This is a genomic window from Albidovulum sp., assembly GCF_041919395.1.
In the GTDB taxonomy this organism is placed as follows: Bacteria; Pseudomonadota; Alphaproteobacteria; order Rhodobacterales; family Rhodobacteraceae; genus Albidovulum.
In genome coordinates this window covers 15,341-34,034 of record NZ_JAYRTX010000026.1, presented here as the reverse complement: position 1 = coordinate 34,034, position 18,694 = coordinate 15,341, and the positions used below count along the sequence as shown (strand labels likewise).

Below are 18,694 nucleotides of genomic sequence, written 5' to 3'. Positions count from 1 at the left end.
TCCTCGACCGGCTGGCACGGCGGATCTCCGTCGTGATCTCCCGCAGCCGTTCGCGGCGCGGAATCATGCGGCTTTCAGACAGGGATCTTCGCGACATCGGGGTCATGCGCACAAACCTCGGACCGGCCGCGGGGTTCGGCGGTTCGCGCGACCTCTCAGAAAGGCTGGCGCGGCAGTCCGGTAGCCGCTCGGGCACCTGGTGACGCCGTGCGGAAGGGCCAGACAAGAAAGGGGCGCCGCAGGGCGCCCCTTTCCGTCGTTCCTGTGGAACGGATGGCTTACATCATGCCGTCCATGCCGCCCATGCCGCCCGGCATGCCGCCGCCGGCAGCGCCCTTCGGCTCGGGCTTGTCGGCGACCATCGCTTCCGTCGTGATGAGGAGGCCGGCGACCGAGGCCGCGTCTTCCAGAGCGGTCCGGGTCACCTTCGCGGGGTCGATGACGCCAAACTTGAACATGTCGCCATACTCTTCGGTCTGGGCGTTGAAGCCGAAGTTCTTGTCCTTCGACTCGCGGATCTTGCCCGCAACCACCGCACCGTCCACGCCCGCGTTCTCGGCGATCTGGCGCAGCGGCGCCTCGAGCGCGCGCTTGACGATCGCGATGCCGGCTTCCTGGTCGCTGTTGGCGCCCTTGACGCTGTCGAGCGCCTTGGCGGCCTGCACGAGGGCCACGCCGCCACCGACGACGATGCCTTCCTGAACGGCCGCGCGGGTTGCGTTCAGTGCGTCATCGACGCGGTCCTTGCGCTCCTTCACCTCGACCTCGGTCATGCCGCCGACGCGGATGACGGCGACGCCACCGGCGAGTTTCGCGACCCGCTCCTGCAGCTTCTCGCGATCGTAGTCGGAGGTGGTTTCCTCGATCTGGGTGCGGATCTGCGAAACCCGTGCCTCGATCTCGGCCTTGTCGCCGGCGCCGTCGATGACGGTGGTGTCATCCTTCTTGATGATGACCTTCTTGGCACGGCCGAGCATGTCGAGACCGACGTTCTCGAGCTTCATGCCGAGGTCTTCGGAGATCACCTGGCCGCCCGTGAGGATCGCGATGTCCTGCAGCATGGCCTTGCGGCGGTCGCCGAAGCCCGGGGCCTTGACGGCAGCGATCTTCAGACCGCCACGCAGCTTGTTGACCACGAGGGTCGCCAGAGCCTCGCCTTCCACGTCCTCGGCCACGATGACCAGCGGACGCTGCGACTGGATGACAGCCTCCAGCAGCGGGACCATCGGCTGCAGGGAGGAGAGCTTCTTCTCGTGCAGGAGGATGTAGGCGTCTTCCAGCTCGGCGGTCATCTTGTCGGCGTTGGTCACGAAGTAGGGCGAGAGATAGCCACGGTCGAACTGCATGCCTTCGACGACCTCGGTCTCGGTCTCGAGGCCCTTGTTCTCCTCGACGGTGATGACACCCTCGTTGCCGACCTTCTGCATCGCGTCGGCGATCTGGCGGCCGATTTCGGCCTCGCCGTTGGCCGAGATGGTGCCGACCTGCGCCACTTCGGCCGAATCGGCGACCTTGCGGGCCGCGCCCTTGATGTGCTCGACGGCCTTGTGCACCGCGAGGTCGATGCCGCGCTTGAGGTCCATCGGGTTCATGCCGGCGGCAACCGCCTTCAGGCCCTCGCGGACGATCGCCTGGGCGAGAACCGTCGCGGTGGTGGTGCCGTCGCCGGCCTCGTCATTGGTGCGGGAAGCGACTTCCTTCACCATCTGCGCGCCCATGTTCTCGAACTTGTCGGAAAGCTCGATCTCCTTGGCGACGGTGACGCCGTCCTTGGTGATGCGCGGGGCACCGAACGATTTGTCGAGAACGACGTTGCGGCCCTTCGGGCCGAGGGTCACCTTCACCGCGTCGGCGAGGATGTTGACGCCGCGCAGCATCCGGTCGCGGGCATCGGTATTGAACTTGACGTCCTTGGCAGCCATGTCGCTTGCTCCTGGTTGTCTCTGGGGTTGCGGTTCGGAAAGCGTCTCAGGCGATGATGCCGAGGATGTCGCTTTCCTTCATGATCAGCATTTCGGTGCCGTCGACGGTCACTTCCGTGCCCGACCACTTGCCGAAGAGGATCCGGTCGCCTTTCTTGACCGACGGGGCGATCAGTTCGCCCGAATCCTTGCGCGCGCCTTCGCCCACGGCGACGACTTCGCCCTCGGCGGGCTTTTCCTTCGCGCTGTCGGGGATGATCAGACCGCCCTTGGTCTTTTCTTCGCCTTCCACACGCTTGACCAGAACGCGGTCATGAAGCGGTTTGAATGCCATCTGGTAACACTCCCTTGGGTTCCAGGTTCAATGGATTAGCACTCAGCATAGGTGAGTGCTAACGGGGCGTAATTAGGCGCCGGCCCCGGCCGAGTCAACTGCCTGCGCGCGTAAAAAAGCCATGTCTTGGGCATGGGCTTGCCATCTCGGCCGGCTATCCCCAGATCGAGACCGGCGCCTTTCCGCGCCGTCAACCCGGACCCGGAGATGATCCGCAGCGCCGCCCTCTGTCTCTTCCTCGCCCTCCCCGCGGCCGCGGCGGACGCCGCCTGCGCAGGCCGGGACCTGCTGCCGACGCTCGACGGGGTCGAGCGTGCGCGGATAACCGCGGCAGTCGACGCGCTCGACCATGGCCGCGGCAACCGCTGGCGCGCGACGCGGGGCGAGGAGGTGATCCAGATCGTCGGCACCTATCACTTCGACGACCCGCGCCACGAAGCGGTCATGGACCGCCTCGCGCCTGCGATCGACGCGGCCTCGGTCGTGCTGGTCGAGGCAGGGCCGGAGGAGATGGCCGCCCTTCAGGCGGAGATGGCGCGCCGTCCCGACCGCCTCTTCTCGACCGCGGGGCCGACGCTTCCCGAGCGGCTGGAAGAGGCCGACTGGCAGGCCCTCTCGGTTGCCATGCAGGCGCGCGGTGTGCCAGCCTTCATGGCCGCGAAGATGCAGCCCTGGTACGTCGCCATGCTTCTCGGCATCCCGTCCTGCGCGATGGAGGACCTGGCCAGCGACCCCAACGGGCTCGACGCCCGCGTCATCGCCCGCGCCGCGGCCCAGGGCGTGCCGGTCCGCGCGCTCGAACCCTACGACACGGTCTTCACGCTTTTCGATTCGATGTCGGCGGCCGACCAGATCGACATGATCCGCACGACCCTCGCCATGGTCGACGCAGCAGAGGACTATGCCGCGACGCTGACCGCGGCCTATTTCGCCGAGGACGTGCGCGTGACCTGGGAACTTGGCCGCATCACCGCGAACAATCTGCCGGGCCAGACGCCTGAAAAGGTGGACGCCGACCTCGCGCGGATGGAGGAACTGCTGATGGCCCGGCGCAACCGGAGCTGGATTCCTCAGATCACCGCCGCGGCCGCGGAAGGGCCCGTCTTCGCGGCCTTCGGCGCACTGCACCTCTCGGGACAGGACGGCGTTCTGGCTCTCCTGGAGCGTGAGGGCTTCGCCCTGGAGCGCCTGCCCTTCTGATCGGGACCGGAGGGAGCGCGCCCCGTGACAAGTTATGCTGCAGCGCCTATAAGGCGCGCGACCTGTCACGTTCCACGGATGACGCCCATGATCAAAGTCTTCGGCCACAAGTCGCCCGACACCGATTCCACCGGCTCGCCCATCATCTGGGCCTGGTATCTGACCGAGGTGAAGGGCACGCCTGCGAAGCCCGCGCTTCTCGGCGAGCCGAATACCGAAGCGGCCTTCGTCCTGAAGCGCTGGGGGCTCCAGAAGCCCGAGATCATCGCCGACGTGGCCGCGGGCGAGGATGTGGTCATCGTCGACACCAACAACCCGGCCGAGCTTCCCGCCTCGATCAACGAGGCGAACGTGATCCAGATCATCGACCATCACCTCCTGGCCGGCGGCCTGAAGACCAGGGGCCCGATCGACATCACCGTGCGCCCGCTCGCCTGCACCGCGACGATCATGTACGACCTGATGGGCGCGGATGCCACGAGGATGCCCGAACCGATCAAATGCGCGATGCTCTCGTGCATTCTCTCGGACACGCTCGAATTCCGCTCGCCCACGACCACGGCGCATGACCGCGAGGTGGCCGAAATGCTGGCCCGTCAGCTCGGCATCTCGATCCCGGACTACGCGGCCGAGCTTTTTGCGGCGAAGTCCGACGTCTCGGCCTTCTCGGACGCCGAGCTTCTCAGGATGGATTCGAAGGAATACAGCGTCGCCGGAAAGGAACTGCGCGTCTCCGTGCTTGAGACGACCTCGCCGAAGGTGATCCTCGACCGCAAGGCGAGCCTGATGAAGTCGATGGAGACGGTCGCGAAAGAGGACGACGCGGACCAGGTCCTCCTGTTCGTCATCGACATCCTGAAGGAGGAGGCGACGCTCATCGTCCCCAACGACCTCGTGAAGCGGATGGCGGAAGCCTCCTTCGGCGCGACGGTCACCGGCGACACCGTGGTCCTGCCCGGCGTCATGAGCCGGAAGAAGCAGATCATTCCGGCGCTGAAGCTCTGATCACGCCAACGTCGTGCAACCGGGCGCCTTCGGGCGCCCGTCCCTTTTCCGCGAGGCACCATGACCCGGATCATATCGTCTCTGGCCGAGGTTCAGGCCGCCTATGACGTGCTTTACTGCGACCTCTGGGGCTGCCTGCACGATGGCCGCACCCCCTTCCCCGCCGCCGTCGCCGCGCTGCGGGGCTTCCGCGCGAAGGGCGGCCGCGTCGTCCTGATGACCAACGCGCCGCGGCCCAACCGCTTCGTCGCAGCACAGCTCGACCGCATGGCGGTGCCCCGCGACGCCTGGGACATGATCGTCTCCTCCGGCGATGCGGCGCAGGCGGGAATGTTCGCGGGCCTCGTCGGGCGCAGGGTCTATCACCTCGGCCCCGAGAAGGACGCCGGATTCTTCACCGAGATCCCCACCGAGTTCGCCGATGCGCCGGAGATCGTCCGGGTGCCGCTCGCGGAGGCCGAGGGGATCGTCTGCACCGGCCCCTTCGACGAGATGACCGAGACGCCCGAGGACTATCGCGCGACCCTTCTTTACGCCAAGGCCAAGGCGATGAAGCTTCTCTGCACCAATCCCGACATCGTCGTCGATTTCGGCGACAAGCGCATCTACTGCGCCGGCGCGCTCGCCGCGCTCTACGACGAGATGGGGGGAACGAGCCTCTATTTCGGAAAACCGCATCCGCCGATCTACGACCTCGCCCGCCGCAGGCTTGCCGCGGCCTGGGGCGAGGTGGAGCCGTCGCGCGTGCTGGCGGTGGGCGACGGCATCCGCACCGACATACAGGGCGGGCTCGCGGAGGGAACGGATACGCTCTTCGTGACCGGCGGCCTTGCGGCCGAGGAATTCGGGCCGGACATCGATCGTCCCGATCCGGCGCGTCTGGCGCGCTGGCTCGCCGCGCAGCAGATCACGCCCACCCTTGCCATCGGCCGGCTGCGCTGATCTGCGCAACATTATGACCAGCACGCAACAATGTTTCATTCGGAATATGTTTTAGGTCAATAAATTACTCTCGGACATTGCGCCGGCGCCCCGGCCGAGCTATGCTGCACCGCAACATGACCAGCCGGGAATCGCGATGATGCTCGACAACCAGCCGCGCGGGACGATCTGCATCGAGGATCTGGAGATCGGGATGACCCGCTACCTCCAGAAGACGATCACCGACCGCGACATCGAGATGTTCGCGGAAGTCTCGACCGACCGCAACCCGGTCCATCTCGACGACGAATACGCCCGCGACACGATCTTCGAGGGGCGCATCGCCCACGGGATGCTGACTGCCGGCCTCATCTCGGCGGTGATCGGCGAACAGCTTCCGGGCCACGGCACCGTCTACCTTGGCCAGTCGCTGAAGTTCATGGCGCCGGTGCGCCCCGGCGACACCGTCCACGCCGAGGTCCGCGTCATCGCCATCGACCACGCGCGGCGGCGCGTCACCCTTGAAACCCATTGCGCGGTGGGCGATACGGTCGTGCTGAAGGGCGAGGCGCTTGTGCTCGCGCCAAGTCGCAAGTTCGACTGACCGAGGCGGGCGCTCCCGCCCGACGCTATCCGACGGACGGGGGCCGATGCACATTCACCACCACTGGACCGGGATCGCGCCCGCACATCGCGGGGCGTCCGTCGCGCTGGGAAATTTCGACGGCGTCCACCTCGGCCACCAGCGCGTGATCGCTCTCGCCGCAGAGGCCGCCGCGTCCCTGGGGATCGTCACCTTCGAACCGCACCCGCGCGAGTTCTTCGCGCCCGCCGCGCCCGCCTTCCGCCTGATGAACGCGGAGGCGCGCGTGCACCGGCTGGAAAAGCTCGGGGTGGCAGAGCTCTACGAGCTGCCCTTCGACGCAGCGCTGGCCGGGATGGAGGCCGAGGCCTTCGTGGCCGAGGTGCTCGTGGCCGGGCTCGGGGTCTGCCATGTGACCGTGGGCGCCGACTTCTGCTTCGGCAAGGGCCGCAAGGGCACCACCGAAACGCTCCGGCGCGAAGGCGCGCGTCTCGGCTTCGGCGTCACCATCGCCGATCTCGTCGCGGCTGAAGGTGCCGAAATCTCCTCCACCGCGATCCGGCGGGCGCTGAGCGAGGGGCGCCCGCGCGACGCGGCGCGGATGCTCGGCCACTGGCACCGGATCGACGGACCGGTGCTCGACGGCGACAAGCGCGGCCGCGACCTCGGCTATCCGACGGCGAACATGGCGCTCGACGGGCTGCACCTGCCGAAGCTCGGCGTCTACGCGGTCAAGGTCGATGTTCTGACCGGACCCCATGCCGGAAGCTACGACGGCGCCGCAAGCCTCGGGATCCGCCCGATGTTCGAGGTGCCGCATCCGACGCTCGAAACCCATCTCCTCGACTTCTCCGGGCACCTTTACGGCGAGCATCTGTCGGTCGCGCTGGTCGATTATCTCCGGCCCGAAATCAAGTTCGACGGCCTGCCGGCACTCGTCGCGCAGATGGGCGCCGATTGCGCGCAGGCACGGGGCATCCTCGCCGCGCTCTGACCCCTTCCCTTTCGCCCGATGGCCGGGCAATGTCGGCGCCCATGAAGCACCAACCTCCGCGCGGCGGGCTCCGCCCCGAGTTCTGGAACCTGCCGCTCCGCCAGTTGACACCGGCAGAGTGGGAGGCGCTCTGCGACGGCTGCGGCAAATGCTGCCTGAACAAGCTCGAGGATGCCGACACCGGCGAAGTCGCGTTCACCCGCGTCTCCTGCCGGCTTCTTGACACCGAGAGCTGCCGCTGCGGCCAGTACGAGAACCGCAAGCGCTTCGTGCCGGAATGCGTGGTGCTGACGCCGAAGAGCATTGCCAAGGTCGCGTACTGGATGCCATCCACCTGCGCCTATCGGCTGCGCTTCGAGGGCAGGCCGCTGCCCGACTGGCACCCGCTGATCACCGGCGACCCGGACAGCGTCCACGCCGCCGGCGAGTCCGTCCGGGGCTGGGCAGTGCCGGAATTCGAAGTCCCGGAAGAGGACTGGGAAGACCACATCATCGAGGACCTGTGATGAATTTTGCCTCCGACAACACCTCCGCCGCCGCGCCCGAGATCATGCAGGCGCTCGCCGCCGCGAACAAAGGCTATGCCATGCCCTACGGCAACGACCCGGCGATGGACGAGGTCCGCACCCGCATCCGCAAAATCTTCGAGGCGCCCGAGGCGGCGGTCTATCTCGTCGCCACCGGAACGGCCGCGAACGCGCTTTCGCTCGCCATCCTCACGGACCCCTGGGGCGCGGTCTTCTGTCACCGCAACGCCCATGTCGAGGAGGACGAATGCGGCGCGCCGGAATTCTACACCGGCGGCTCCAAGCTCGTGCTGGTGGAGGGCGAGCACGCGAAGATGACGCCCGAGACGCTGCGAAAGTCGATCACCTCAACCGGCCGGAGCGGCGTCCACAACGTCCAGCGCGGCATGGTCACGATCACCAACGCTTCCGAGCACGGCACCGTCTACACCGCCGGGGAGACGGCCGCGCTCTGCGATGTGGCGAAGGGCTTCGGCCTGCCGGTTCACCTCGACGGCGCGCGGTTCGCCAACGCGGTCGTGGCCAGCGACGCGGCCCCCGCGGACCTCACATGGCGTGCGGGCGTGGATGTCCTTTCCTTCGGGGGGACCAAGAACGGCTGCATGGGGGTGGAGGCGGTGGTGATCTTCGACCCGGCCCGCGCCTGGGAATTCGAGCTTCGCCGCAAGCGCGGCGGGCATCTCTTCTCAAAGCACCGCTATCTCTCGGTGCAGATGGGGGCCTATCTCGAGGACGGACTGTGGCTCAGGCTGGCACGTCAGGCCAATGCCGCCGCGGCGCGGCTCTCCGCAGGCATCCTGACCGTTCCCGGCGCCGAGCTCGTCCATCCGACCGAGGCCAACGCCGTCTTCGCCAGTTTCCCCCGCGCCGGACACCGTCGCGCCATTGACGGCGGCGCAGCCTACTATCTCTGGCCCTTCGACCAGCCGCTGGAGGGGCCGGGGGACGAAAAGCTGAGCTGCCGCATGGTCGCGTCCTGGTCCACGACAGAGGCAGATGTGGACGGGCTCCTGTCGCTCATCCGTGGTCGAGGTTGACGTCGATCAGCCCGGCCGTTTCCGCCGGATGGGTGATCGGGAGCATGTGCGCCGCCCCGGGCACCGTCGCCACGCCCACATCCGGCAGCCACGCGGCTACCGCCTCGGCGATGGCCTCGATGATCGCGGGGGACCGGGCGCCGCGGATCAGGAGCACGGGCATGCCGAGGCTTTCGAGCGCGCCCGGCGCGAGGATATGCCCCGAATCCTCGAAGAGCGCAGGTGTGCCGGCCTCGATGAGATCGATCCGCTCCGTGATGGCGGCGCGCTCGTTCGCGGGCAGCTTGCCCCACGCGACGCCAGATCCCCAGACGCCGGTGAAGACCTCCGCCGCCCGCTCCCGGTCGCCCGCGGCGAGAGCCGCGCGGTAGCGCTCCATGACCGCGAGGTTCTCCGCCCAGGCGGCGCTTCCCCGGGCCGCGGCGAAGAGCACCGGCTCGATCAGGGTCAGCGTCCTCACGGCTTCGGGCGCGGCGATGGCAAGCCTGAGCGCCACCACCGCGCCGAAGGAATGGCCGACGAGGTCGTGCGGCCGGTCGATGAAGCTTGCCGCAATCTGCGCGGACAGGCTGAGGAAATCCCCCTCGCCCGGCCACGCGGCCGACCGGCCGTGACCGGGCAGGTCGAAGGCCGTGAGAGTGGTGCGACCAGAGAGCCTTTCGGCCACGCCCGCCCAGGCCTTCGAACTGGCGAGCGAGCAGTGGATCGCAAGGGCCGGTCGCGACCCCGCGCCGAAGACCTGCCAGAAGGTCGGGTGACCCGCGCGGATCCCGACCGGCATCAGAGCTTGCCGGACAGGTGCAGGTCGAGGTCCTCAAGCCGGTCCTGGCCCCAGAACCGCTCGTCCCCGTCGGTGATGTAGAAGGGCGACCCGAAAACGCCGCGGGCCTGGGCCTCTTCGAGGTTCGCCGCATAGGCCTCCGCGCCCGAGAGCATTCCGGTGAAGCTGAGGCTCGGGTCGAAGCCTGCGGCCTTCAGGCACTCGTTGATCACCGCGTCCTCGGCGATATCCTTCTCTTCTGCCCAGGCGGCGCGCAGGAGCGAGTGGACGAGCGCACCCATGTCGCCGCCCGCTGCCTTCCCGGCGGCAATCACCGCATAGGACGCAGGCGCCGCGTTCGTGGGCCAGAACATCGGTTTGAGGTTGATCGCCATCCCGGTCTTCGCCGCCATCCGCCGCAGTTCCTGCACGCGGTAGTCCTTGCGCCCCTGCGGCCGGTCGGCCGGGCGCGGGGTGCCGAGCCGGTCGAAGAGCGCGAGGATGTCATAGGGCTTGTAGGCTATGGTCGCGCCGTGTCGCACGGCGATTTCCTCCAGCCGCGTACCTGCGAGGTAGGTGAAGGGCGACAGAAGCGAGAAGAAATAGTCAATGCGGGCCACGCGCTCCCCCGTTCTGCGGCTTCGGCTTTCCGGGAGGCTAGCCCGGTGCTAAGCGGGGTGCAATCGCGCGTCTCGCTAGCGGCGGCTGGCTTCCGACCGGATCACCGCCTCGGCGCATTGCGTGACCGTGAGTCCGTTCATCCAGCAGCGCTGGGCCACCGACATCGGCGCCGCCCCGGGAACTCCGGCGCAGTAGTCAAGATACGAGTCTTCGCAGAATATCTCCTCGGCGGTTCTCGAATCGGGCGCCGGCGCGGCCGGCGGACTTGCCGCCACCGCCTGGTAGGCCTGCGCCACGTTGCAGGCGATGTCCGCGACCGTCGAGACCTCCTCGGGTGGCAGTTGCAGCTTCATCAGCGCGACATTCGCGGCAGTGCCAAGAAGGAAGGGGCAAGCCTGCCACAGAATCTCGACCACCAGTTCTTCCTGCGCGCGGCTGGCCGGCGCCGCGGCGGTCAGGCCGGCCGCTGCCAGCAGACAGGCAGTCCCAAGATTTCGCGCCACGCCACCTGGGTTCCCTGCCATGGGCCCGCCTCCGATCCCGTCGCCGGCAGGGCAGGCCAGAGGAATCGCCCCACCATCCGCATCATACCACGCCCCTGCCGGCGGCCGCCGGGCCGAGGCCCGGCGGGATGACGCCCGTTGGCGGGTGAACCGGGATCGGACGACCCGACCCGCTGCTTGCTCCGGGCGCGGCGTCGGTTTGCCGCAGGGCTGGCCCGGTGCCAAGCGGGGTGCTAAGCGGGGTGCAACGTCACGAATCCGTCATCATACGCCTGCCCGAGGACCCGCGCCCATGGCTTCCATGATCGAACCGAAACTCATCTCCGGCAATTCCAACCGGCCGCTCGCCCAGGCCATCGCGCGTCGCATGTCGATGCACCGGGGGATGAGCGTCGGGCTCGTCGATGCGCGGGTGGAGCGGTTCAACGACCAGGAAATCTTCGTCGAGGTCTTCGAGAACGTCCGCGGCGAGGATATGTACATCATCCAGTCCACCTCGAACCCGGCCAACGACAACCTGATGGAACTGCTGATCATGACCGACGCGCTGAAGCGATCGTCGGCAAGCCGGATCACCGCCGTCATCCCCTATTTCGGCTATGCCCGCCAGGACCGCCGCGCGAAGGCGCGCACCCCGATCTCGGCCAAGCTTGTCGCCAACCTCATCACCGAGGCCGGCGTGGACCGGGTGTTGACGCTCGATCTGCACGCCGCGCAGATCCAGGGCTTCTTCGACATTCCGGTGGACAACCTCTATGCCGCGCCGATCTTCGCGCTGGACGTGGAGCATCACTTCAAGGGCAAGCTCGACAGGCTCACCGTGGTCTCGCCCGACGTCGGCGGCGTGGCCCGCGCGCGCGAACTGGCGCAGCGCATCGGATCGGGCCTCGCCATCGTCGACAAGCGCCGCGTGAAGGCTGGCGAAGTGGCCGAGATGACCGTGATCGGCGATGTCGCGGGCCAGATCTGCGTCATCGTGGACGACATCTGCGACACCGCCGGCACGCTCTGCAAGGCCGCCGAAGTGCTGATGGCCGCGGGTGCGAAGGAGGTCCATTCCTACATCACCCACGGCGTGCTCTCCGGCCCGGCGGTCGAGCGGATCACCAATTCGGTGATGAAGAGCCTCGTCATAACGGATTCGATCGCGCCGACGGAGGCAGTCAAGCAGGCCAAGAACATCCGCATCGTCGCGACCGCGCCCATGTTCGCCCAGGCGATCATGAACATCTGGTCGGGCACATCGGTCTCGTCGCTCTTCGACGCCGAAACGCTGGGGCCCATCTACGAAGGCATGTATTCGCGCGGCTGATCTTGCGCCTTCCAACGCACCGGCCGAACAATTCAGTGTGCAATAGCGCCCAGCGGGCGTAGGCTGCGGCCGACCATGCTGGCGGAGGCGAAACGCCATGGATCCGGTGCTGCTGCGAGTCTGCCTCTACTTCATGCTCGCCTATGCCCTTTCCTGGTTCGGCATCGCCGGAAACTGGATCTGGCCATCTCCCGGCTGGCCGACGCCAATCAATCCACTGGGTCCCTTGCTAGCTGCGCCGCTACTGTTGTGGATGTTGGACGGACGCGCGGCGATGGGCGCATGGTGGCGACGGATCTCAACGGTCCGAGCGCCGATCCGGATTTACGCCCTGGCGTTCTTCGTGCCACTGGCGATCATCGGCGCCGCGGTTCTGCTTTCGCGCGCTGTCGGGACTCCTGCGGGGCCGCTTCCCGCCTATTCCGCCGGGGACTGGCTGATGGGGATTCCCCTGGTCGCGGTCTTCGGGCCTGCGCCCGAGGAGTCGGGATTTCGCGGTCTGGCCCAGCATGAATTGCAGCAGATTCTCTCGCCTTTCGCCGCGGCGCTCTGGATCGGGGCCGGGGTGGCGATCTGGCACATTCCATTGTTCCTGCTTGACGACCTGCCGCCGGTCATCTCCGTGACCCTTCTCGCCGTCAGCGTGGTCTATGCTTGGCTGTTCATCGCCGGCGGCAGCATCTGGCCATTGGTCACCCTGCATTTCGTGCAGAACTATTTCGGAGGGCAGTATTTCGGACGGATGTTCGCGCCAAAGGACAGTCATGTCTGGCTCGGTTTTCTGACGCTGTTCTATGCGATCTGGGTTGCGATACTGCTATGGAAATGTGGCCCGGCACTGGGGTTGCGACAGGGGGAAGTCCTGCCATCGTCCATTCCACGGCAACTCAAGTGAGCTTTGCCGCACCGGCATGTCACCGCCTTCTCACATGACTTGCCGACCGCGTCCATGTTCGCCCAGGCGATCATGAACATCTGGTCGGGCACATCGGTCTCATCGCTCTTCGACGCCGACATGCTGGGACCGATCTACGGGGGGATGTATTCGCGCGGCTGATCGCGCGGTTCAGCCCCCCGTACCCTCGCGCCAGCGCGCGGGCGAGACGCCGGTTTCGCGTTTGAACGCGCGGCTGAAGGCTTCCTCGGATTCATAGCCGACCTCGTGCGCGATCCGCGCGATGCCGGAATGGCGCTCGCGCAGGCGCTGCCGGGCAAGGTGCAGCCGCCAATGCGTGATGTAGCGGATGGGCGGTTTGCCCACCAGCGCGACGAAGCGGTCGGCAAATGCGCTGCGCGACAGGCCGGCGATCCCCGCCAGCGTCTCGGCCGTCCAGCCTGCAGCGGGTTCGCGGTGGATCGCCGCCAGCGCGCGCCCGATCTGGGGATCGGCCAGCCCCCTGAGCCAGCCTGGCCCCTCCGGGCCGGCCCCGGCCGCGAACTGCCGCACCGCCTCCACCAAAAGCACCTCAGAGAGCCGCGACATCACGCCCGACGACGCCAGCCGCCCCTCTGCGAGCTCGCCGGCAGCGAAACGGACCGAACTTTCGATCCACTCCCGCGCGGCCGCCGAGCGAAGGTCGAGCGTCACCAGCCGCGGCAGCATGGCAAGCACGGGGTTGCGCCGCTCGGTGCTGCCGAGAAATCCGCAGAACATGTGCGTCTCGGCCCCGCCGCCGCCATAGACGATGCGCGCGAGCCCGCCGTCCGCTGCCGGCTGGACGAGGCTGCGCGCGATCGTCGGGCTGAGGCCCGGCGCGCTCGCGACGGTATGGGTATCGTTGTGGGGAAGGATCGCGACCTCTCCCGCGCCGACCTCCACCGGGTGCTCCCCGGGCAGGATCATCGTCGCCCGCCCCTTCAGCACCACGTGGTAGAACACGAGTTGCACCGGATCGTCCAGGAGCGGCCGGCAATCGGCCGCCGTCAGTTCCGAGATGAGGCAGAAGGGTTCGGTCAGCTGGACGTCGAGAAAGACGCCGCCCGAAAGCCGGACGGAGCGCAGGACATCCGACATCGGGTCGGACATGTTCAGCCTCCTTGCTGGACGAACGGTCAGGTAATCCGGCGGCGCGGTCATTCCCCGGTGTGCGGTTCAGGCGCTAACACCCTTCACGCGGCCGACGACGCCTGTCGTCCGGGAATTTCGATCCGGACGCCCCGCCCTGTCAACCCGGCAGGAGAGGACGCCGTACCAACCCTGAAAGGACTTTGACACCATGAATGTTGACCTTGCCAAACCCGACTTTGCCGCGATCAAGGCCCGCCAGAAGGCCACCTGGGCCGCCGGCGACTATTCCGTGATCGGCACGATGCTCCAGATCGTCGGCGAAAGCCTCTGCGAGGCGGTGGACCTGCACGCCGGCGAAAGGGTGCTCGACGTCGCCGCCGGCAACGGCAACGCGACGCTCGCCGCCGCCCGCCGCTTCGGCCGCGTGACCTCGACCGACTACGTGGCGGCGCTTCTCGACCGCGGCCGGGCGCGCGCTGCGGCAGAGGGTGCCGAGGTGGAGTTCCGCGAGGCCGACGCCGAGGCCCTGCCCTTCGCGGACGCCAGCTTCGACGTCGTCCTCTCCTCCTTCGGCGTCATGTTCACGCCCGATCAGGAGACAGCCGCGCGCGAGATGATGCGGGTGGTGAAGCCCGGCGGCCGCATCGGCCTTGCCAACTGGACGCCCGAGGGCTTCATCGGCCAGCTCTTCAAGGTGATCGGCCGGCATGTGGCGCCGCCCGCGGGCGTGAAGCCGCCGTCCCTCTGGGGCACCGAGGCGCGGCTGAGGGAGCTTTTCCCCGGCCAACGTGTCTCGGTAACGCCGCGGCAGTTCCAGTTCCGCTACCGTTCGCCCGAGCACTGGCTGGAGGTGTTCCGGACCTGGTACGGGCCGACGAACCGTGCCTTCGCGGCCCTCGATGCGACCGGGCAGGCCGCGCTCGCGGACGACATCCTCGCACTTCTCGCCCGGATGAACCGCGGCGGGGCAAACACCCTCACCGTGCCGAGCGACTACGCCGAGGTCGTCATTACGAAATCGTGACCCCGACCGCGTCCGCCCCATCGCGGCGGGCGCGGTCCCCTACTCGACGTTCCAGTCTTCCTCGGCCGAAAGCTCGCCGATGGCCAGCCAGTCGGCACGGATGCGTGCCACCCGCGTGTCGGACCAGGTGCGGAAGACGATGACGAACCCCTCCGGGTTCACCATCTCGGCCGAGATGTCGGCGCGCTGGTTCGTTCGCCGGTCCATGTCCCACATCGAGATGGACACCTGGACCACCGGCACCGACCGGAACGGTTCGGCGAATTCCACCACGCGCCTGAGTTCGCGTGGCCCCTCGCCCGTCCACATCGCGCCGCCGTCCTGATAGTCGGAGAAAAGCATGACCGACCCGCGGTCCACGCCGATCAGATGGCTCGCCATTCGCCGCATCGCGCCTCCTCTCCCGCGCACCATCTAAGCGCAGAAGCCCTTATCTCCAAAGGCATTTCTGCACATCCACAGGCGACCGGCCGGGCCCTGCGCTGCCGCGGCCGGCCAAGTTTCGCCGGGCTGGAATACCGGAATACAATCAGTGCGCGAGTTGCGGTATAGTGAAGTCTCTCCGCCAGCGCGTGGTCTGGTCCATTTCGCCCGGATTCGTTGCGGAGAGGGTGGGTGTTTTCAGCAATTCCATTTCGAGGAGGATGAAGAAATGCCAGATGGTGATCTGATCTCGATCAACGATCTGCCCTGTTGTCCCGAGATTACCCGCGTGCCCTGCTGCGAAAGCCTGCGCATCTCCTACCGGCTCACCAACCGTCAGCTCGACGTGCCGGTAGAGGTCGTGATCGTGGCCGAACTCGAACGCTGCCCGGGACCGCTTTCCCTGGGCGACGTGGTCTTTTCGACGACGCTCCTGCCTGGCGAGAAGGTGCGTCTCTACACCTCGACCCGCAACAACCGCTTCACTTACGACGCGGAATCCGAGGTGAGCTACCGGCACGAACAGTCATCGGAGGAGACCTACTACATGCGGTCGATGGACCGCTATATGTCCGACCTGACCGTTACCGACAGCGGATCGGCCTCATCCTCGTCGCACTCCGACTTCGAGACGGATGTCGACGGGTCCTATGCCTCCATCGGCTTCGCCGGCGGCGGCAGCGTCAACGTGGAAGGCGACTTCAACTCGCGCTCCGCCTCGTCCTTCATGCGCCAGTTGTCGAGCCATGCGCGCAGTTCGCATGACCGTTCCGTGCAGGCAACGCGGGCTGCCAACTCGGTCCAGATGGGCGAGGTGCAGAGCCGCAGCCACGCCGAGGGCGAAAGCGAAAGTGCCTACGAGGCCTCGACCAGGACATTCGAGAACAAGAACGAGTGCCACGCGGTGACCTACTTCGCCTATCAGCTTGTCAAGAAGCAGACGCTCCGGTTCCGCATCGTGTCGGTGCTGCGCCGGGTCGTGGACGCCGCGGCGTCGAGCGCGGTCGAGGCCCGGCCGGTTCGGCCCGCGACGGGCATCAAGGTGCTGCCGAACGGCGTGCTGGCGACGAAGACCGCACGGGTGGAGGTGGAAGCCGCAGGCCGTACGGCGGCGGCGGCGCAGCGCGCGAACATCGTGAGCGGCGTGGGCTCCATCGGCCTTGGGGGCGGGTTCGGCGGGCTTGCCGGGCTGACCGCCGTCGCCACGCCCTTCCGGCTGGCGACGAACGTGCAGCCGGTGCCGCCCGCGGTGCAGGACAAGGTGCTGAAGCAGGTCGACGACGATCTGGTGAAGGAGGGCATCCTCGCCAAGGCCGGTTCCGACGAGGTCGGCGCCCGGCTCGCGGCCGAGCTGAACTTCGAACGCACCTACTGCCTGCCGACCCAGGGCATCGTGGTGAAGGGCTGTCTCGACCGCTGCAACACCTGCGAGGAAAGCCGGCAGAAGTCGATCGCGCTCGACCTCGTGCGCAAGGACCTGGAGAACCAGCTTCTGGCCAAGCAGATCGCACTTCTGGAGAAGAGCCAGGAATACCGCTGCTGCCCGGTGGGCGAGGCGGAGCCGGAAGACGCCTGAGCGCCGTCCTGAAAACGAAAGCGGCCCCCGCGGGGGCCGCCCCTTCTTCGGTGAAGGGCTCGTGCCTTACGAGATCCCGATGTGGTCGCCCATGGCCACCATGTCGGCAAGGAGCTTCGCGGCATCGTCCACGAGGTCCTGATGTCCCGATTCCTTCGCGGCGCGGAGGTTTTCCTCCGCACGCGCGACGAAACCTTTCGCGATCGCTGGCGTCACCTCGGAGACATGCAGCGCCTCCTCGGCCAGAAGCGTCGTGCCCGCGGCCGAGATTTCGGCAAAACCGCCGGTGACGGCATAGTCGTCATTTCCGCCATCCGCCTTGACGATCCGGAGGATGCCGGGACGCAGCGTGGTGATCAGCGGCGCGTGGCCGGGCATCGCGGTCAGGTCGCCGTCGGCGCCCGGAATGCGGACCTCGCGCGCCTGGACGGAGGCGAGCCGCCGTTCAGGGCTGACGAGGTCGAACTGCATCGTATCGGCCATCTCGCCCCCCCTACGCCGCTTCCGCGGCCAGACGCTGCGCCTTGGCTTTCACTTCCTCGATGTCGCCGACCATGTAGAAGGCGGCTTCCGGGAGGTGGTCGTATTCGCCGGCGACCACCGCCTTGAACGAGGCGATGGTCTTTTCGAGAGGCACCTGGACGCCGTCCGAACCGGTGAAGACCTTGGCAACGTCGAAGGGCTGGCTGAGGAAGCGCTGGATCTTCCGGGCGCGGGCCACGGTCAGCTTGTCCTCTTCGCTGAGTTCGTCCATGCCGAGGATGGCGATAATGTCCTGCAGCGATTTGTAGCGCTGGAGAATCCCCTGCACGTCGCGGGCGACCTGGTAGTGTTCCTCGCCCACGACCGAGGGATCGAGGATCCGCGAGGTCGAGTCGAGCGGGTCCACCGCGGGGTAGATGCCAAGCTCCGAGATTGCGCGCGACAGAACCGTGGTGGCGTCGAGGTGGGCGAAGGAGGTCGCCGGCGCCGGGTCGGTCAGGTCGTCGGCCGGAACGTAGATGGCCTGCACCGAGGTGATCGAGCCCGCCTTGGTCGAGGTGATCCGCTCCTGCAGCGCGCCCATGTCGGTGGCGAGCGTGGGCTGGTAGCCCACGGCCGACGGGATACGGCCGAGAAGGGCCGACACTTCCGAACCCGCCTGGGTGAAGCGGAAGATGTTGTCGACGAAGAACAGAACGTCGGTGCCGGACTGGTCGCGGAACTGCTCGGCAAGCGTGAGGCCGGTCAGCGCGACGCGGGCGCGGGCCCCCGGGGGCTCGTTCATCTGGCCGTAGACGAGGGCCACCTGGGATTTCTCGAGGTCGTCGGGCTTGATGACGCCGGATTCGATCATCTCGTGGTAGAGGTCGTTCCCTTCACGGGTCCGCTCACCCACGCCGGCGAACACGGAGAAGCCCGAGTGCACCTTGGCGATGTTGTTGATGAGTTCCATGATGAGAACGGTCTTGCCCACGCCGGCGCCGCCGAAGAGGCCGATCTTGCCGCCCTTGGAATAGGGCGCGAGCAGGTCGATGACCTTGATGCCGGTGACGAGGATTTCCGACGAGGTCGCCTGTTCGGCGAAGGTCGGAGCCGGCTGGTGGATGGCACGCGCCTCCTTCTTCGCAACGGGGCCCTTCTCGTCCACCGGCTCACCGATGACGTTCAGGATGCGGCCGAGGGTGGAGTTGCCGACGGGCACGGTGATCGGGCCGCCGGTGTCGGTCACCTTCTCGCCGCGGACGAGACCCTCGGTCGCATCCATGGCGATGGTGCGGACGGTGTTCTCGCCGAGGTGCTGGGCAACTTCAAGGACCAGACGCTTGCCGTTGTTCAGGGTTTCGAGCGCGTTCAGAATCGCCGGAAGTTGTTCGTCGAACTGCACGTCCACGACGGCGCCGATGACCTGGGTCACGCGGCCCGTGGCGGCGGCAGCTTTCGGTGCTTTTGCCATGTGATTTC

20 protein-coding genes and 1 pseudogene are annotated in these 18,694 nt (G+C 67.2%); 12 read left to right on the top strand and 9 right to left on the bottom strand.

Features of this window, described 5'->3' with window-relative positions:
- Positions 1 to 278 precede the first annotated feature (278 nt).
- Both groL and groES read right to left on the bottom strand, forming a co-directional pair.
- Entirely contained in the window at positions 279 to 1,922 is a 1,644-nt protein-coding gene (gene groL / locus ACMUOO_RS06635; protein WP_413854955.1) for a chaperonin GroEL, read from the bottom strand.
- A gap of 46 nt (positions 1,923 to 1,968) precedes the next feature.
- The gene (groES, locus tag ACMUOO_RS06630) at positions 1,969 to 2,256 is read right to left on the bottom strand and encodes a co-chaperone GroES (protein WP_301919600.1); all 288 of its coding nucleotides are present in this window, start codon (positions 2,254 to 2,256) and stop codon (positions 1,969 to 1,971) included.
- 207 nt (positions 2,257 to 2,463) lie between these two features.
- Here groES and ACMUOO_RS06625 point away from each other — a divergent pair, with 207 nt between their 5' ends.
- The 7 genes from ACMUOO_RS06625 to ACMUOO_RS06595 all read left to right on the top strand — a co-directional run bounded on the left by ACMUOO_RS06625 (position 2,464) and on the right by ACMUOO_RS06595 (position 8,523).
- Positions 2,464 to 3,456 (top strand): TraB/GumN family protein, encoded by a 993-nt coding sequence (locus ACMUOO_RS06625; RefSeq protein ID WP_301919601.1) that lies wholly within the window; start codon positions 2,464 to 2,466, stop codon positions 3,454 to 3,456.
- A gap of 87 nt (positions 3,457 to 3,543) precedes the next feature.
- Complete coding sequence (locus ACMUOO_RS06620; protein WP_413854954.1) at positions 3,544 to 4,461, top strand: manganese-dependent inorganic pyrophosphatase; 918 nt, start codon at positions 3,544 to 3,546, stop codon at positions 4,459 to 4,461.
- 60 nt (positions 4,462 to 4,521) lie between these two features.
- On the top strand, positions 4,522 to 5,403 hold the full coding sequence (locus tag ACMUOO_RS06615; protein ID WP_301919603.1) for a TIGR01459 family HAD-type hydrolase: 882 nt from the start codon (positions 4,522 to 4,524) through the stop codon (positions 5,401 to 5,403).
- 139 nt (positions 5,404 to 5,542) lie between these two features.
- Positions 5,543 to 5,986: a MaoC family dehydratase gene (locus tag ACMUOO_RS06610; RefSeq protein ID WP_301919661.1), complete on the top strand. Its 444-nt coding sequence runs from the start codon at positions 5,543 to 5,545 to the stop codon at positions 5,984 to 5,986.
- 46 nt (positions 5,987 to 6,032) lie between these two features.
- Positions 6,033 to 6,959: a bifunctional riboflavin kinase/FAD synthetase gene (locus tag ACMUOO_RS06605; protein ID WP_301919604.1), complete on the top strand. Its 927-nt coding sequence runs from the start codon at positions 6,033 to 6,035 to the stop codon at positions 6,957 to 6,959.
- Positions 6,960 to 7,000: 41 nt separating this feature from the next.
- A complete protein-coding gene (locus ACMUOO_RS06600; RefSeq protein WP_301919605.1) occupies positions 7,001 to 7,465 on the top strand; it encodes a YcgN family cysteine cluster protein in 465 nt (154 codons plus the stop codon).
- Positions 7,465 to 8,523, top strand: a complete 1,059-nt coding sequence (locus ACMUOO_RS06595) for a threonine aldolase family protein (RefSeq protein WP_301919606.1) — start codon at positions 7,465 to 7,467, stop codon at positions 8,521 to 8,523. Before ACMUOO_RS06600 ends, ACMUOO_RS06595 begins: the two co-directional genes overlap by 1 nt.
- Here ACMUOO_RS06595 and ACMUOO_RS06590 read toward each other — a convergent pair.
- The 3 genes from ACMUOO_RS06590 to ACMUOO_RS06580 all read right to left on the bottom strand — a co-directional run bounded on the left by ACMUOO_RS06590 (position 8,504) and on the right by ACMUOO_RS06580 (position 10,428).
- The gene (locus ACMUOO_RS06590) at positions 8,504 to 9,304 is read right to left on the bottom strand and encodes an alpha/beta fold hydrolase (RefSeq protein WP_301919607.1); all 801 of its coding nucleotides are present in this window, start codon (positions 9,302 to 9,304) and stop codon (positions 8,504 to 8,506) included. The two genes, ACMUOO_RS06595 and ACMUOO_RS06590, sit on opposite strands and share 20 nt — an antisense overlap.
- Entirely contained in the window at positions 9,304 to 9,903 is a 600-nt protein-coding gene (locus ACMUOO_RS06585) for a 2-hydroxychromene-2-carboxylate isomerase (protein WP_301919608.1), read from the bottom strand. The genes ACMUOO_RS06590 and ACMUOO_RS06585 overlap by 1 nt, the downstream gene beginning before the upstream one ends.
- 75 nt (positions 9,904 to 9,978) lie before the next feature.
- The gene (locus tag ACMUOO_RS06580; protein WP_301919609.1) at positions 9,979 to 10,428 is read right to left on the bottom strand and encodes a hypothetical protein; all 450 of its coding nucleotides are present in this window, start codon (positions 10,426 to 10,428) and stop codon (positions 9,979 to 9,981) included.
- 271 nt (positions 10,429 to 10,699) lie between these two features.
- Here ACMUOO_RS06580 and ACMUOO_RS06575 point away from each other — a divergent pair, with 271 nt between their 5' ends.
- The 3 genes and pseudogenes from ACMUOO_RS06575 to ACMUOO_RS06565 all read left to right on the top strand — a co-directional run.
- Entirely contained in the window at positions 10,700 to 11,719 is a 1,020-nt protein-coding gene (locus tag ACMUOO_RS06575) for a ribose-phosphate pyrophosphokinase (RefSeq protein ID WP_301919610.1), read from the top strand.
- 97 nt (positions 11,720 to 11,816) lie between these two features.
- Positions 11,817 to 12,614: a CPBP family intramembrane glutamic endopeptidase gene (locus ACMUOO_RS06570; protein ID WP_301919611.1), complete on the top strand. Its 798-nt coding sequence runs from the start codon at positions 11,817 to 11,819 to the stop codon at positions 12,612 to 12,614.
- 39 nt (positions 12,615 to 12,653) lie between these two features.
- Positions 12,654 to 12,776, top strand: a pseudogene (locus ACMUOO_RS06565) (phosphoribosylpyrophosphate synthetase); the annotation flags it as partial.
- 9 nt (positions 12,777 to 12,785) lie between these two features.
- On the opposite strand, the gene ACMUOO_RS06560 reads toward ACMUOO_RS06565, so the two are convergent.
- Positions 12,786 to 13,745: an AraC family transcriptional regulator gene (locus tag ACMUOO_RS06560; protein ID WP_301919612.1), complete on the bottom strand. Its 960-nt coding sequence runs from the start codon at positions 13,743 to 13,745 to the stop codon at positions 12,786 to 12,788.
- A gap of 190 nt (positions 13,746 to 13,935) precedes the next feature.
- On the opposite strand from ACMUOO_RS06560, the gene ACMUOO_RS06555 reads away from it, so the two are divergent.
- On the top strand, positions 13,936 to 14,751 hold the full coding sequence (locus ACMUOO_RS06555; RefSeq protein WP_301919613.1) for a class I SAM-dependent methyltransferase: 816 nt from the start codon (positions 13,936 to 13,938) through the stop codon (positions 14,749 to 14,751).
- Positions 14,752 to 14,790: 39 nt separating this feature from the next.
- On the opposite strand, the gene ACMUOO_RS06550 is transcribed toward ACMUOO_RS06555, so the two are convergent.
- Positions 14,791 to 15,141, bottom strand: coding sequence for an H-type lectin domain-containing protein (locus ACMUOO_RS06550; protein WP_301919614.1), 351 nt, complete (start codon positions 15,139 to 15,141; stop codon positions 14,791 to 14,793).
- A 262-nt stretch (positions 15,142 to 15,403) separates the two neighbouring features.
- On the opposite strand from ACMUOO_RS06550, the gene ACMUOO_RS06545 reads away from it, so the two are divergent.
- A complete protein-coding gene (locus ACMUOO_RS06545; RefSeq protein ID WP_301919615.1) occupies positions 15,404 to 16,750 on the top strand; it encodes a hypothetical protein in 1,347 nt (448 codons plus the stop codon).
- 66 nt (positions 16,751 to 16,816) lie between these two features.
- Here ACMUOO_RS06545 and ACMUOO_RS06540 read toward each other — a convergent pair whose 3' ends face one another.
- Complete coding sequence (locus tag ACMUOO_RS06540; RefSeq protein WP_301919616.1) at positions 16,817 to 17,233, bottom strand: F0F1 ATP synthase subunit epsilon; 417 nt, start codon at positions 17,231 to 17,233, stop codon at positions 16,817 to 16,819.
- Positions 17,234 to 17,243: 10 nt separating this feature from the next.
- On the bottom strand, positions 17,244 to 18,686 hold the full coding sequence (atpD, locus tag ACMUOO_RS06535) for a F0F1 ATP synthase subunit beta (RefSeq protein WP_413854953.1): 1,443 nt from the start codon (positions 18,684 to 18,686) through the stop codon (positions 17,244 to 17,246).
- Positions 18,687 to 18,694: the final 8 nt, after the last annotated feature.